This is a genomic window from Streptomyces azureus (assembly GCF_001270025.1).
In the GTDB taxonomy this organism is placed as follows: Bacteria; Actinomycetota; Actinomycetes; order Streptomycetales; family Streptomycetaceae; genus Streptomyces; species Streptomyces azureus.
Genome location: NZ_DF968224.1, coordinates 1 through 13,241, shown reverse-complemented (window position 1 = coordinate 13,241; position 13,241 = coordinate 1). Strand labels below are relative to the sequence as shown.

Here is a 13,241-nt window from a genome sequence, read left to right as displayed (position 1 = left end):
GGAGGAAGCTCACGGCGGAAAGCCGGTGGGGCGCGGCGCACCGGTCCGGGTTTGAACGAGGGCTCACGGGCTACCCGGTTGGCATGTCCCCTCGATATCGCAACGGTGCGAATCAGGCCGGCACGATCATCGCGGTCGTCGCCGACATCATGGCCCTCATCCTGGGTCTGTGGATTCTGATGTACCTGCTGGACGCGAACCGGGCGAACGACTTCGTCCAGTTCATCCATGACGCGGCCCGCTGGCTGGCGGGTTGGTCCCACGACCTCTTCACGTTCGACGAGGCCTGGGCCCGAGTGGTCGCCGGCTACGGCCTGGCAGCGGTGGTCTACCTGTTCGTGGGCCACGCGATCGCCAATCGCGCACACCGGCACTGACGCCTCAGGGGCGCGGGGCCGTGCCGATATGCGGCTCCGCTCCCCGAGCCCTCAGGCGCAGCAGTCCGACTCCAGCCCCAGCGGCAGGCCCTCGCCGCCGAAAACCCGGCACGTGGCCTCATGGCCCCCCAGCGCGGCGACGGCCAGCAGCAGCGATCCGGCCGTCCACGTGGTCAGCTCCAGCGGCCAGATCGCCTTGTCCTCGAAGACGTACCCCGTCCAGTACAGACCGGTCTCCGGATCGCGCAGGTGCTGGATCGACTGGAGGATCTCCAGCGCGCGGTCCGATTCCCCCATCGCCCAGAGCGCCAGCGCCAGTTCGGCGGACTCGCCGCCCGTCACCCACGGGTTGGGGACCACGCAGCGCACCCCCAGCCCGGGGACGACGAAGCGGTCCCAGTCCTCCTCGATGCGGGCCTTGGCCTCGGCACCGGTCAGGGCGCCGCCGAGCACGGGGTAGTACCAGTCCATCGAGTAACGGTTCTTGTCGAGGAACCGCTCCGGATGCCGGCGTATCGCGTGCCGCAGCGCGCCCGCCGCCAACTCCCAGTCCGGCTGCGCCTCTTCCCGCTGCTCGGCGATCGCCAGTGCGCACCGCAGCGCGTGGTGGATGGAGGAGCTGCCCGTGAGCAGGGCGTCCGCCGTGTCCGTGCCGTCGTCGTCGCGCCGCCAGCCGATCTGCCCGCCCGGCTGCTGCAAACGCAGCACGAACTCCACCGCCGCGTACACCGCCGGCCACATCCGCTCCAGGAACGTGTCGTCGCCGGTGGAGAGGTAGTGGTGCCAGACGCCGACGGCTATGTAGGCGACGAAGTTGGTCTCCCGGCCCCGGTCGGTGACCTCGGCGAAGTCTCCGTCCGCATAGGCCGCGTACCAGGAGCCGTCCTCGTTCTGGTGCCGGGCCAGCCACAGGTAGGCCCGTTCGGCGGCCTCGTGTTGACCGGCCGCGTCGAGGGCCATCGCCGCCTCGACGTGGTCCCACGGGTCGAGGTGGTGTCCCCGGAACCACGGGATCGCGCCGTCCTCGCGCTGCACGGAGAGGATGCCGGCGACGGTCGCGGCGGCCTGCCCGGCGGTGAGGACCCCGGGCAGGACCAGATGTTCCGTCCGGGGAGTCGTCACTGGGCGTCCGCCCCGGTGCCGGAAAGACGCGGCAGGTGCGGCTTGGTCGCGTACGCCACGAAGCTCTTGCCGATCAGTGGGTTCAGCGCCTGCTCCGCGACCCGGGTGGCCAGCGGTTTCTTCATGATGTCCCAGACCAGCAGCTTGTGGTACGCCCGCACGGGCAGCGCCTTGTCGTTGTCGACGCCGAACGCGCACTTCAGCCACCAGTACGGGGAGTGCAGCGCGTGGGCGTGGTGGGTGCCGTACGGCTCCAGACCGGCCTCGCGGATCTTCTCCAGCAGTTCGTCCGCCTTGTAGATGCGGATGTGGCCGCCCTCGACCTCGTGGTAGGCGTCGGACAGGGTCCAGCAGACCTTCTCGGGGCCGTAGCGCGGGACGGTGACGGCGATGCGCCCGCCGGGCTTCAGCACGCGCACCATCTCCGCGAGGACGCCCTTGTCGTCCGGGATGTGCTCCATCACCTCGGAGATGATCACGACGTCGAAGGACTCGTCGGGGAAGGGCAGTGCGAGGGCGTCGCCCTCCATGGCCGTGGCGGTGGCGCCCTCGGGGGCCTCGCCCGCCTCCTTCATCGCCGCGAACCACTTTGCGACCTCGCGGATCTCCTCGGCGTTCTGGTCCAGCGCCACGACCTGCGCGCCGCGCCGGTAGCACTCGAACGCGTGCCGGCCGGCACCGCAGCCGAGATCCAGGACTCGGTCGCCCGGGGCGAGCGGGAACCGGGAGAAGTCGACGGTCAGCACGTGGCCCTGCTTTCGGAGTTGACGCCTGCTACATCTGTGGTGGCTGCGGGGACAGCACCTGCGGGAGCCGCGGAACGCCCGGAGGCCGGTGACGCCGGCTGATCAACGCCCGCTGCGGGAAGGCCGGAGGCCAGGGGCGTCACCACGGAACGGTCGTCGGGCGCTGTCGAGCGGCCCGTTTCGCCGTCCTGGGACCTGGCGATCGCCTCGCGGTACCGCGCCACCGTGCCCTCCGCGGCCCTGGCCCACGTGAAGTGCCGCAGTACCCGTTCCCGCCCGGCCGCGCCGAGCCGTGCCCGGAGCCCGGCGTCGCCCAGCAGCCGGCCCAGCCCGGCCGCCAGTGCCTCCGAGTCGCCCGGCGGCACCGCCAGGCAGGTCTCCCCGTCCCGGCCGGCGACCTCGGGGATCGCCCCGCCGGTCGTGGCGAGCAGGGGCGTCCCGGTCGCCATGGCCTCGGCGGCCGGCAGCGAGAAGCCCTCGTAGAGCGACGGTACGCACGCGACCTGGGCGGAGCGCACGAGGTCGACGAGTTCCGCGTCGGAGATGCCCTTGACGAACTCGACGGCGCCGTCGAGGCCGTACCGTTGCATCGCCTGGGCGACGGGCCCCTCGGCCGGACGCTTGCCGACGACGACGAGGTGGGCGGCGGCGTGCTCGGTGCGCACCTTGGCGAGCGCCTCGACGAGATGGACCAGGCCCTTCAACGGCACGTCGGCACTGGACGTCGTCACGATCCGCCCCGGCACGACGGGTACCGAGGGGTCCGGCGAGAACAGGTCGGTGTCGGCGCCGATGTGGACCACGTGGATGCGGTCCTGGCGGACGCCGAGGTGGCCGATGATCTCCTGCTGCGACGTTCCGGAGACGGTGAGCACGGACGGCAGCCGCCGCGCGACGCGCTTCTGCATGCGCGTGAAGCCGTACCAGCGCCGCACGGAGAAGCGCCGCTGCCAGCCCTGCGCCGCGTCCAGCTCCAACTGCCGGTCGACGGTGATGGGGTGGTGGATCGTGGTCACCAGGGGCGCGCCCACGTCTCCCAGCAACCCGTACCCGAGCGTCTGGTTGTCGTGGACGACGTCGAACTCGCCGCGGCGGGCACGCAGATGGCGGCGGGCGCGCAGCGAGAACGTCAGTGGTTCGGGGAAGCCGCCGGTCCACATGGTCGCGACTTCGAGGGCGTCGATCCAGTCGCGGTACTCGTCACGCTTCGGCGTGCGGAAGGGATCCGGCTGGCGGTAGAGGTCGAGGCTGGGCAGTTCGGTGAGGCTCAGCCCGTCGTAGCCCTCGTCGAGCACGGGATAGGGCTGTGCGCCGATGACCTCGACCCGGTGGCCGAGGCGGGCCAGTTCGCGTGAGAGGTGCCGGACGTAGACGCCCTGGCCGCCGCAGAACGGGTTCCCTTTATAGGTGAGGAGCGCGATGTTGAGCGGTCGCAAGCCGTCGGCAGCGGGGTCCTCCGGAGCCCCGGCCTCCCTGGCCTCAGCGGTCACTCCTGGCCCCCTTCTCCCTGCTCTGTCCCGCGAGATTACGCCGGGACGCTAATCTAGAACAAGTTTCAGACTTGATCGTCCGGAGGCTCTGAATCTACCGGCAGGTAGGGGCGCTGTGACCAGTGGATCAGGTGATTCACGCCACGGCCGGTGCCGTGCCATGCTGTCTGATCACCCGTCCTCACGGACGGTCACGGAACGGGACCGACCCATGCCCGCGGAAGCCAAGGTGAGCGCCAAGGTGAACAAGGTGGCGAAGGTGGACGCCAGAGTGACAGCCCCCGCCTCCCCGCCCCTGACGGAGCGGCAGGAGGCCCGCCGTCGCCGCATCCTGCACGCGAGCGCGCAGCTGGCCAGCCGGGGCGGTTTCGACGCCGTGCAGATGCGCGAGGTCGCGGAGTCCTCACAGGTGGCGCTCGGCACCCTGTACCGCTACTTCCCGTCCAAGATCCATCTGCTGGTCGCCACGATGCAGGACCAGCTGGAGCACATGCACGGCACCCTGCGGAAGAAGCCCCCGCAGGGCGAGACGGCGGCCGAGCGGGTCGCGGAGACGCTGATGCGGGCCTTCCGGGCCCTCCAGCGCGAGCCGCATCTGGCCGACGCGATGGTCCGCGCCCTCACCTTCGCCGACCGCAGTGTGAGCCCGGAAGTCGACCAGGTCTCGCGGCAGACGACGGCGATCATCCTGGACGCGATGGGGCTGGAACACCCCACTCCGGAGCAGCTGTCGGCGGTCCGGGTCATCGAGCACACCTGGCACTCGGCCCTCATCACCTGGCTGTCGGGGCGCGCCTCCATCGCCCAAGTCAAGATCGACATCGAGACGGTGTGCCGCCTGATCGACGTGACCGCGCCGGACGCACACGAATGACCTACGAGACGGGTTCCCTTCGCCGGTATGGTCCGGATCAGGTTCTGGGGGTCGCCTTCCAGCCGCCTGGCCTCTCGGCCCTGCGACCTTCCGGCCTCTCAGCCCTACCGTCGCAGTCGGCACCAGCGGAAGCCGAAGCTTCCTGCCAGAGTCGGCTACTCCGGTCGGACTCCCTCACTCGTCCCGTAGGCCTGATTCCAGGTTAGAACTTCTGTCCGCCAAGAAAAGCCCTCTGCGGGATTTTTTACCTAAATGTCCTGAGTAGCCCGTACGACCCCACTTGAGACCCCGGTCACCGCGACGAAACCCCGTTCCGGAAGGAACATGAGGAGTCAAAGTGACTTATCGGGCGGAAGTGAAAGGGCAACCCCATGCCGAAGTACCTCTTCAAGGTGAAGCTGACCCCGGACGGGCTGAAGGGTCTGCTCAAGGAAGGCGGGAGCGCGCGGCGTGACGTCGTCGGGCGCATGATCGAGGGCCTCGGGGGCCGGGTCGAGACGATGTACTGGGCCTTCGGCGACGACGACGTCTACGTCACGGCGGAGCTGCCGGGCAACACCTCCGCCGCGGCCTTGGGCATGGTCGTCTCGGCGGTCGGCGGGGTCCGCACGAGCACGGTCGTCCTGCTGTCGGCCGAAGAGGTCGACGAGGCCGTCCGGCAGCGGGTGGACTACCGGGCTCCCGGCGCCTGACGGGCCCCCGGACCGGGCCGCCCCGCCGTCGTCCGACGACACCCCGGATCCGGCCGCCGCCCCACCGCCGCCTCACGGCCTCCGGGGCGGCGGCTGCCCTACTCCTCCGGCGGGAACACCGGCTCCCCGTTGTCCCCCAGCGTGATCGTGATCGCCTCCACCGGACAGCTCTCCGCCGCCTCCAGCACCCGCTCGTTCGCGTCCGTGTCCGGGTCGACCGGATGGGACTGCCGGGCGGAGTCCAGGCGGAAGCCGTCCGGCGCGTGGTGGAGGCACTGGGCGGAGCCGATGCACAGGGAGCGGTCGACCTCGACGTGCCAGCGGTCACCCATCGCTACGCGTCCGCCGGGAGGTGGATCATCTTGTGCTCCAGGTACTCGCCGTACCCCTCGGGCCCGAACTCCCGCCCCAGGCCCGAGTTCTTGTAGCCGCCGAAGGGGCCCAGCATGTCCAGGCTGAAGGTGTTGACCGAGTACGTGCCGGTACGGACCTGCCGGGCGATCTCGATGCCGTGCTCGACGTCCGCCGTCCACACGCTGCCGCTCAGTCCGTAGTCGGAGTCGTTGGCGATCTTCACGGCGTCGGACTCGTCGTCGTAGGGCAGCAGGCAGATCACCGGGCCGAAGATCTCCTCGCGGGCGATGCGCATGGAGTTGTCGACGTCGCCGAAGAGGGTCGGCTCGACGTACCAGCCGCGGTCGAGGCCGGCCGGGCGTCCGCCGCCGGTGAGGATCTTGGCGCCCTCCTCCTGACCGATGCGGATGTAGTCGAGGTTGCGCCGCTGCTGCCGCCTCGCCACCAGCGGGCCCACCTGGGTGGCGGGGTCCAGCGGGTCCCCGACCGTCAGCGCGCCCGCCGCGGCGGCCAGGGCGTCGGCGAACTCGTCGTAACGGGAGCGCGGGAGGAGGATGCGGGTCTGGGCGACGCAGGCCTGTCCGTTGTTCATCCAGGCCGCGGGGGCGATGCCCGCCACGGCCGTCCCGACGTCCGCGTCGGGCAGGACGACGGCCGCCGACTTGCCGCCCAGTTCGAGCGTCACGCGCGTGAGGTTGCGGGCCGCCACCTCCATCACGCGCTTGCCGGCCGCGACCGATCCGGTGAAGGACACCTTGTCGATGCCAGGGTGCCCGACCAGGTACTCGCTCACCTCCCGGTCCGCGGGCAGGATCGACAGCACGCCCTCCGGCAGCCCGGCCTCCTGCGCGATCTCGCCGAGCGGGTACGCGTCCAGCGGCGACTCGGGCGAGGGCTTGAGCACCGCCGTGCAGCCGGTGAGCAGGGCGGGGGCGAGCTTGGCGGCGGCGACGAACTGCGGCACGTTCCAGGGGGCGACGGCGGCGACGACCCCGACGGGCTCACGCCGGACGAGGATGCGGCCGAGGACGCCGTCGCGCCGCTCCTCGTACGTGAAGTTCCGCGCGACGGTGATCGCCGAGTCCCAGACCATGACGGCGCCCAGGGCCTGGGCGAGGACGCTCCAGGAGTACGGCGAGCCGTTCTGGGCGGAGATCACGCGGGCGAGCTCGTCGTGCCGGGCGGCGATCCCGTCCTTGATCCTGCTCACGACCTCGATCCGCTCGTCGAGGCTCATGCGCGGCCAGGGTCCCTCGTCGAAGGCCCGCCGGGCCACCCCCACGGCCCGGTCCACATCCGCCGTCGAGGCGTGCGGGACGCGCCCGATGACCTCTTCCGTGTGCGGCGAGATCACCTCGATGACGTCCGTACCCAGGGGGTCGGTCAACTCCCCGCCGACGAACAGCTGTCCGTGTTCCACGAGCTCGGTCATGGCCGACTGCCTTCACATCTGACGGTGTTTCAGGAACTGATACCAGTTCTCGTTATAGTGGGCAATGGCCGTGGAACGGAGGGCGGATGAAGAACAGCCAGGACCGCGAGCCCGTACCGGCGGTGTACGACCACGGCGGAGGCGTCCGGTCCGTCCGCGTGCCCATCCCGGACAACCCCCTCGGCCACACGCTGGTGTACGTCGTCGACACCGGCCGGGGCCCGGTACTGATCGACACCGGCTGGGACGACCCGGCGTCCTGGGACACGCTCGCGTCCGGCCTCACCGCCTGTGGCACCTCGGCCGCCGAGATCCACGGGGTGGTCGTCACCCACCACCACCCGGACCACCACGGCCTGTCCGGCCGGGTCCGCGAGGCCTCGGGCGCGTGGATCGCGATGCACGCGGCGGACACCGCGGTCGTACGGCGGACCCGGGCGGCCCGCCCCGAGCGCTGGTTCTCGTACATGGCAGGCAAGCTCGCCGCCGCCGGAGCGCCTCAGGAGCACATCGCCCCGCTGCGCGCGGCCCGGCCCCGCGCCCTGCCCGGCCTCTCCCCCGCCCTGCCCGACCGCGACATCGTCCCCGGCGAACTCCTCGACCTCCCCGGCCGCCGCCTGCGCGCGATCTGGACCCCTGGACACACCCCGGGCCACGTCTGCCTCCACCTGGAGGAGACCCACCCCGCGCGACTCCCCGGCCACGGCCGCCTGTTCTCCGGCGACCACCTGCTGCCCGAGATCACCCCGCACATCGGCCTGTACGAGGACCCCGACGACACCACCGTCACCGACCCCTTGGGCGACTACCTCGACTCCCTCGAGCGCGTGGGCCGCCTCGCCCCCGCCGAGGTGCTCCCGGCCCACCAGCACCCCTTCCCCGACGCCGCCGCCCGCGTACGCGAGCTGCTCGCCCACCACGAGACCCGCCTCACGGACCTGCTGGCCCTCCTCGCCGAGCCGCTCACCCCCTGGCAGCTGGCCGAGCGCATGGAGTGGAACCGCCCCTGGGCCGACATCCCCCACGGCTCCCGCACCATCGCCGTCTCGGAGGCCGAGTCCCATCTGCGCCGCCTGGTCAAGGCGGGCCGGGCGGAGGCGGTGCCGGGGAGCGACCCCGTGACGTACGTGGCGGTGTAAAGGCGGCGCGACAACAGTGTGATTCCGCCGCCGGCCGGCCTGCCAGGGTGCTACGAAAGCCCCATGGACCCCATGGAACGCCTCCTCGCCGAACGCGCCTGCGAGCGCCTGATCCTCGACTTCGTCCACCGCCTCGATCTGGGCGAACCCTCGTCCGTGGCCGAGTTGTTCACCGAGGACGGCGTCTGGCAGTGGCCGGAGGGCGATCGGCTGATCAAGGGCCGGGACGCCCTGCGCACCTACTTCGGCTCCCGCCCCGCCGGCCGGCTGTCCCGCCGCCTGATGTCCAACGTCCTGGTCACGGTGGTCTCCTCGGGCGCGGCCCAGGCGATCTCGTACTTCACGACGTACCGCGTCGACGGCTACGAGGGCGGCGTCATCCCGGCCGGGCCGCCGGTCCAGGTCGGGCACTACGAGGACACGTTCCGCAGGGCCGGCGGCGCCTGGCTGCTCGCCTCCCGGACGCTGCACCTTCCCTTCGGCGGAGCCACCCCGCGGGCGAACTCGCCTTTGGCATAAGCCGGATGGCGTCACGGCGGGGCCCTAGGATGAATATGCCGCAGCGCTCACAGGCGCGCGGAGTTGCATTCCCTGGCAAGGAGACATGCCCATGGGCACCGAAGAGGCCGCTCGTACGACGCCCGGCTGCGGAGCCCTGGACGGCAGATCGGCCGGGCCGATGGTGCCGCGGCTGGCCCTGGGCGCCCGGCTCAGGCGGCTGCGCGAGGAGCGGAGCATCGGCCGGGCGGACGCGGGGCATGTCATCCGGGCCTCCTCGTCCAAGATCAGCCGGATGGAGGCCGGCCGGCACGGGTTCAAGCTGCGCGACGTCGCCGATCTGCTCACGCTCTACGGCGTCACGGACGAGGCCGAGCGCGCGACCCTGCTGGCGCTGGCCGAGCAGGCCAACACCCCCGCCTGGTGGCAGTACTACAGCGACGTGGTGCCCACCTGGATGCAGACCTACCTGGGCGCGGAACAGGCGGCGAGCGTCATCCGCTGCTTCAAGGTCCAGCGCGTTCCCGGACTGCTCCAGACCGCCGACTACGCACGGGCCTCCATCCGGCTCGCCCACCCGGACGCCGGCGTGGAGGAGATCGACCGCCGGGTCGCGCTGCGGATGACCCGCCAGCGGATCCTGCACCGGCAGCCGGCGACCCGGCTGTGGGCGGTGATCGACGAGGCGGCGCTGCGTCGCCCGGTGGGCGGCCTCGCCGTCATGCGCGCCCAGCTCAGGCATCTCATCGAGATCTGCGGGCTCCCGCAGGTCACGATCCAGATCCTGACGTTCCGCAGCGGCGGCCACGCCGCGGAGGGCGGCCCGGTGACGATCCTGCGCCTGCCCGGCGGCGATTTGCCCGACATGGTCTACCTCGAACAGCTCACCACCGCGCTCTATCCCGACCGGCCGGCCGAGATCGAGTGCTACTGGGACGCGATGAACCGGCTGGTGGTCGAAGCCGAGCCACCGGACGAGACTCCGACCATCCTCCACCGCATCCTCCAGGAGACCTGAGCGGTCAGCGTTTCAGGGCGACACCGCCGTACTGGTGCACCTCCGCGGGGAGATCCAGGGCCGCGGCGTCGGGACGCCAGCGCGAGCAGGACGTGACGCCCGGTTCGAGCAGTTCCAGACCGTCGAAGTAGCGGGCGATCTGCTCGGGGCTGCGCAGGATGTACGGGATCGAACCGCCGTCGTTGTACTGCTGGATGGCCCGGACGTAGTCCTCGCTGGTGTCGGTGCTGTCGTACTGGACGAGGTAGCTGCCGGAAGGCAGGGCGTCCACCAACCGCCGCACGATCGAGCGTGCCTCGTCGTCGTCCTCGATGTGGCCCAGGATGCCCATCAGCATGAGGGCGACGGGCTGGTCGAGGTCCAGCGTCTTCCCGGCTTCCCGGATGATCGTGCCCGGCTCGCGCAGGTCGGCGTCGACGTAGTTGGTGACGCCCTCCTGGGTACTGGTGAGCAGCGCACGGGCGTGGGCCAGCACCAGCGGATCGTTGTCGACGTAGACGATCCGGCTGTCCGGGGCCACCCGCTGGGCGATCTGGTGGGTGTTGTCCACGTTGGGCAGCCCGGTGCCGATGTCCAGGAACTGGCGGATGCCCTCCTCGGCGGCGAGGTGGCGGACGGCGCGGGCGAGGAAGTAGCGGGCGGCGCGGGCTCCGGTCTCGATACCCGGGAAGATCTCGCGGAACGCGTCACCGGCCACGCGGTCGACTTCGTAGTTGTCCTTCCCGCCCAGCCAGTAGTTCCAGATCCGGGCCGAGTGCGGCACGGAGGTGTCGATCTTGGGGAGCGGCTCCTGCCCGGAGTTCCGCACCTGATCAGTCATGGACGCTCCTGCGTGTGGTCGTGGAGGCCCACGTTAGCTTGATTGTCAGCGAGTTCGCCCCTGAGACAGGATCAACTCCTCGGCCGAGCCCAGCAGTTCGACTTCCGTCCCGCTCATCGTCGGGTTGGCGGACCGACGGCGCAGGGCCTTTGTCAGGGCGGGCCGGGTGAGGCGGGACGGGCCGGCCAGGAGGGCGGTCAGCATGGTGCGGGCCGGGGTGGCGAGGGGATCGCCGGCGACGGCGGCCTGGGCGAGGATCACGGCGGAAGCCGCCCAGTCCAGGGCCGGGTCGCCCTCCTCCGTGTTCGCCCAGTCGATGACGCGAGGGCCGTCGGGCGTGAGGATCACGTTCTCCGGGTGCAGATCGAGGTGGAGCACCCGGACCGCCGGGTCGGCGGAGCGCAGGGCGGGGATGGCGTGCAGGTGGCGCAGCAGCCGGGCGAGGATCGAGCCCGCCTCCGTCACGTCCAGCGTGCCCGCCAGGCAGGCCTGGAGCATGGTCGGGCCGGAGAGCCGTTCCATCACCAGATCCGTGCGCGAGCCGGACGGGCGGACCCGGGGCACCGGGTAGCCGTGGGTGTGCACGTGCTCCATCACCGCACCCTCGCCCGCCGCGTCTCCCCCGCCCTCCCGCTCACGCCGCAGCACCCACGCCTCGTCGATCTCGTACACGTCGGCGCGGCGGCCCGAGCCGAGCAGTCTTCCCGGTGGCGTGGTCGGCATGGGCCGAAGCTATCCCGGCCCACCCGGCACCCTCAGCCCGTTTTGGACGTGCGGGTACAGTAAGCAGGTCGTCATCACACCCGTACGGGGGGAAGCCGGTGCAATTCCGGCGCTGACCCGCAACCGTGAACCGCCCGTCCGCCGAGGCGGTGAGCCGGATCGCCCCGTACGGTTCGTGACCGGCTCACGTGCCCCGGCAGCCCGCCGGTGCACGGCACCGTCGAGGTATACGGAGCCGAGCCGCCGGGGGTGCCCCGTGCTGCCCGGCTCCCCCACAGGGAGAGGCACCCGCCGATCATGAACGTCCGCCGCAGCGCCACGGTCCTGGCCGCCGTCGCCGTGGTCGGCGCCGCCCCACCGGCCGCCGCCGACCCGTCCCCTTCTCCGTCCCAGGCGTTCCCCTCCGCCCTGTACGGCGGCAAGGACCCGAAGTTCGACGGCGTCTGGCGCCAGTCGCTCGCCCTGCTCGCGCAGGACACGGTGGGTGTGAAGCCCGCGGCGAAGTCCGTGGAGTGGCTGGTGCGCCAGCAGTGCGCGGACGGTTCCTTCGCCCCGTACCGCGCCGATCCCACCACCGCGTGCGACGCCAAGACCATGGTCGACACGAACCAGACGGCCGCCGCCGTACAGACCCTCACCGCCCTCGGCGGGCACGACGCCGTCACCGGCAAGGCCGTCACCTGGCTGAAGTCCGTCCAGAACAAGGACGGCGGCTGGGGTTACACACCCGGCGGCGCCAGCGACACCAACTCCACGTCCGTCGTCATCGGCGCGCTGACCGCCGTCGGCGAGAAGCCGGAACAGGTCGAGAAGGGCGGCAAGTCGCCCTACGACGCGCTGCTGAAGCTGGCCCTCGGCTGTGACGGCGACGGCGCGGGTGCCTTCGCGTTCCAGCCGGACGAGAAGGGCAAGCTCGCCGCCAACGCGGACGCCACGGCGGCGGGTGTGCTGGGCACATTGGGCAAGGGCATGCTGGTCAAGCCCGGCGAGAAGACCAAGGCCACGAAGGGCGAATCCTGCGAGGACCCGAACACGCCGGAGCGGGCGGCGGCCAACGGAGCCGCCTACCTCACCAAGGCTCTCGCCAAGGACGGCCACCTCACCTCGGCCCTCGCCGGCGCGGATCCCCAGCCCGACTACGGCAACACCGCCGACGCGGTCGTCGCGCTCGCCGCGCGGGGCGACACCGGCCAGGCGGAGAAGTCGCTGCGCTGGCTGGAGAAGAACTCCGCGACCTGGGCCGCCCAGAACGGTCCGGCCGCCTACGCCCAGCTGATCTTCGCCGCCCACGCGACGGGCACGAACCCGCGCGACTTCGGCGGCGCCGACCTGGTGAAGCAGCTGAACGCGACGGGCCCGGCCCCGCAGACCGCCGAGAAGACCCGAGCGGCGGACGAGAAGAGCGACTCGGACTCGGGCCTCTTCGGCGTCTGGTGGTACGTCGGTGTCTGCCTCGTCGCCGGTGTCGGCATCGGCTTCCTCTTCAGCGGCCGCAGGAACAGGCAGCAGCTGTGATCCGCCGGGCCGTTCTCCTTCTCCTGGCCTTGCTCCTGCTGTGCGCGGGAGCGGGCCAGGCCCAGGCCGCCGGGTACCGGTACTGGTCGTTCTGGGACCGCGACGGCGACGACTGGGTCTACGCCACCCAGGGCCCGTCCACGGCCCGCCCCTCGGACGGCGACGTCCAGGGCTTCCGCTTCGCGGTGAGCGAGGACTCCTCCGACGCCGCCCGCCCCCGCGGCACGGCCGACTTCAAGACGATCTGTGCGAAGACGCCCGCGCAGGACGGCAAGAAGCGGGTGGCCCTGCTACTCGACTTCGGCACGACGACGGACGCGCCCTCCGGCGAAACGCCACCCGCGCCTCGAACGGCCTGCGCACAGGTGTCCTCCGACGCGACGACAGCAGAGGCCCTGGCGAGGGTGGCCAAGCCGTTGCGCTACGACACGAACGCCCTGT

At 71.4% G+C, this 13,241-nt stretch carries 15 protein-coding genes; 8 read left to right on the top strand and 7 right to left on the bottom strand.

All coding sequences use genetic code 11. The features are described from left to right. Positions 1-83: 83 nt before the first annotated feature. Positions 84-377: a hypothetical protein gene (locus AOQ53_RS08425; RefSeq protein ID WP_059416357.1), complete on the top strand. Its 294-nt coding sequence runs from the start codon at positions 84-86 to the stop codon at positions 375-377. 51 nt (positions 378-428) lie between these two features. On the opposite strand, the gene AOQ53_RS08420 is transcribed toward AOQ53_RS08425, so the two are convergent. The 3 genes from AOQ53_RS08420 to AOQ53_RS08410 are packed head-to-tail and all read right to left on the bottom strand — an operon-like array spanning position 429 to position 3,735. Next, positions 429-1,499, bottom strand: coding sequence for a prenyltransferase/squalene oxidase repeat-containing protein (locus AOQ53_RS08420; protein WP_059416356.1), 1,071 nt, complete (start codon positions 1,497-1,499; stop codon positions 429-431). Next, on the bottom strand, positions 1,496-2,245 hold the full coding sequence (locus tag AOQ53_RS08415) for a class I SAM-dependent methyltransferase (protein WP_020275921.1): 750 nt from the start codon (positions 2,243-2,245) through the stop codon (positions 1,496-1,498). The genes AOQ53_RS08420 and AOQ53_RS08415 overlap by 4 nt, the downstream gene beginning before the upstream one ends. After that, complete coding sequence (locus tag AOQ53_RS08410) at positions 2,239-3,735, bottom strand: glycosyltransferase family 4 protein (protein ID WP_059416355.1); 1,497 nt, start codon at positions 3,733-3,735, stop codon at positions 2,239-2,241. The genes AOQ53_RS08415 and AOQ53_RS08410 overlap by 7 nt, the downstream gene beginning before the upstream one ends. 211 nt (positions 3,736-3,946) lie before the next feature. Here AOQ53_RS08410 and AOQ53_RS08405 point away from each other — a divergent pair, with 211 nt between their 5' ends. Then, the gene (locus AOQ53_RS08405) at positions 3,947-4,609 is read left to right on the top strand and encodes a TetR family transcriptional regulator (protein ID WP_059416354.1); all 663 of its coding nucleotides are present in this window, start codon (positions 3,947-3,949) and stop codon (positions 4,607-4,609) included. Positions 4,610-4,980: 371 nt separating this feature from the next. Further along, positions 4,981-5,301, top strand: coding sequence for a GYD domain-containing protein (locus tag AOQ53_RS08400; protein WP_059416353.1), 321 nt, complete (start codon positions 4,981-4,983; stop codon positions 5,299-5,301). Positions 5,302-5,399: 98 nt separating this feature from the next. Here the strand turns inward: AOQ53_RS08400 and AOQ53_RS08395 are convergent, their stop codons facing one another. Continuing rightward, the gene (locus AOQ53_RS08395; protein WP_059416352.1) at positions 5,400-5,633 is read right to left on the bottom strand and encodes a ferredoxin; all 234 of its coding nucleotides are present in this window, start codon (positions 5,631-5,633) and stop codon (positions 5,400-5,402) included. A 2-nt stretch (positions 5,634-5,635) separates the two neighbouring features. Then, the gene (locus AOQ53_RS08390) at positions 5,636-7,087 is read right to left on the bottom strand and encodes an aldehyde dehydrogenase (protein ID WP_059416351.1); all 1,452 of its coding nucleotides are present in this window, start codon (positions 7,085-7,087) and stop codon (positions 5,636-5,638) included. Positions 7,088-7,173: 86 nt separating this feature from the next. Between AOQ53_RS08390 and AOQ53_RS08385 the strand changes: the two genes are divergently transcribed. From AOQ53_RS08385 to AOQ53_RS08375, 3 genes are all read left to right on the top strand, one after another. Further along, positions 7,174-8,226 (top strand): MBL fold metallo-hydrolase, encoded by a 1,053-nt coding sequence (locus AOQ53_RS08385; RefSeq protein WP_059416350.1) that lies wholly within the window; start codon positions 7,174-7,176, stop codon positions 8,224-8,226. A gap of 63 nt (positions 8,227-8,289) precedes the next feature. Further along, positions 8,290-8,745 carry a nuclear transport factor 2 family protein gene (locus AOQ53_RS08380; RefSeq protein WP_059416349.1) on the top strand — a complete coding sequence of 152 codons (456 nt, stop codon included), beginning with the start codon at positions 8,290-8,292 and terminating at the stop codon, positions 8,743-8,745. Between the two features lie 91 nt (positions 8,746-8,836). Continuing rightward, positions 8,837-9,742 carry a DUF5753 domain-containing protein gene (locus AOQ53_RS08375; RefSeq protein ID WP_059416348.1) on the top strand — a complete coding sequence of 302 codons (906 nt, stop codon included), beginning with the start codon at positions 8,837-8,839 and terminating at the stop codon, positions 9,740-9,742. Between the two features lie 4 nt (positions 9,743-9,746). Here the strand turns inward: AOQ53_RS08375 and AOQ53_RS08370 are convergent, their stop codons facing one another. Then, positions 9,747-10,562, bottom strand: coding sequence for an SAM-dependent methyltransferase (locus AOQ53_RS08370; RefSeq protein WP_059416347.1), 816 nt, complete (start codon positions 10,560-10,562; stop codon positions 9,747-9,749). A gap of 45 nt (positions 10,563-10,607) precedes the next feature. Continuing rightward, positions 10,608-11,285, bottom strand: a complete 678-nt coding sequence (locus AOQ53_RS08365) for a phosphotransferase (protein ID WP_059416346.1) — start codon at positions 11,283-11,285, stop codon at positions 10,608-10,610. A gap of 297 nt (positions 11,286-11,582) precedes the next feature. Between AOQ53_RS08365 and AOQ53_RS08360 the strand changes: the two genes are divergently transcribed. Both AOQ53_RS08360 and AOQ53_RS08355 read left to right on the top strand, forming a co-directional pair. Beyond that, complete coding sequence (locus AOQ53_RS08360; protein ID WP_059416345.1) at positions 11,583-12,800, top strand: prenyltransferase/squalene oxidase repeat-containing protein; 1,218 nt, start codon at positions 11,583-11,585, stop codon at positions 12,798-12,800. Beyond that, positions 12,797-13,241 (top strand): SCO2322 family protein (locus AOQ53_RS08355; RefSeq protein WP_059416344.1); only part of this gene is annotated, 445 nt, incomplete at its 3' end. The genes AOQ53_RS08360 and AOQ53_RS08355, both read left to right, overlap by 4 nt.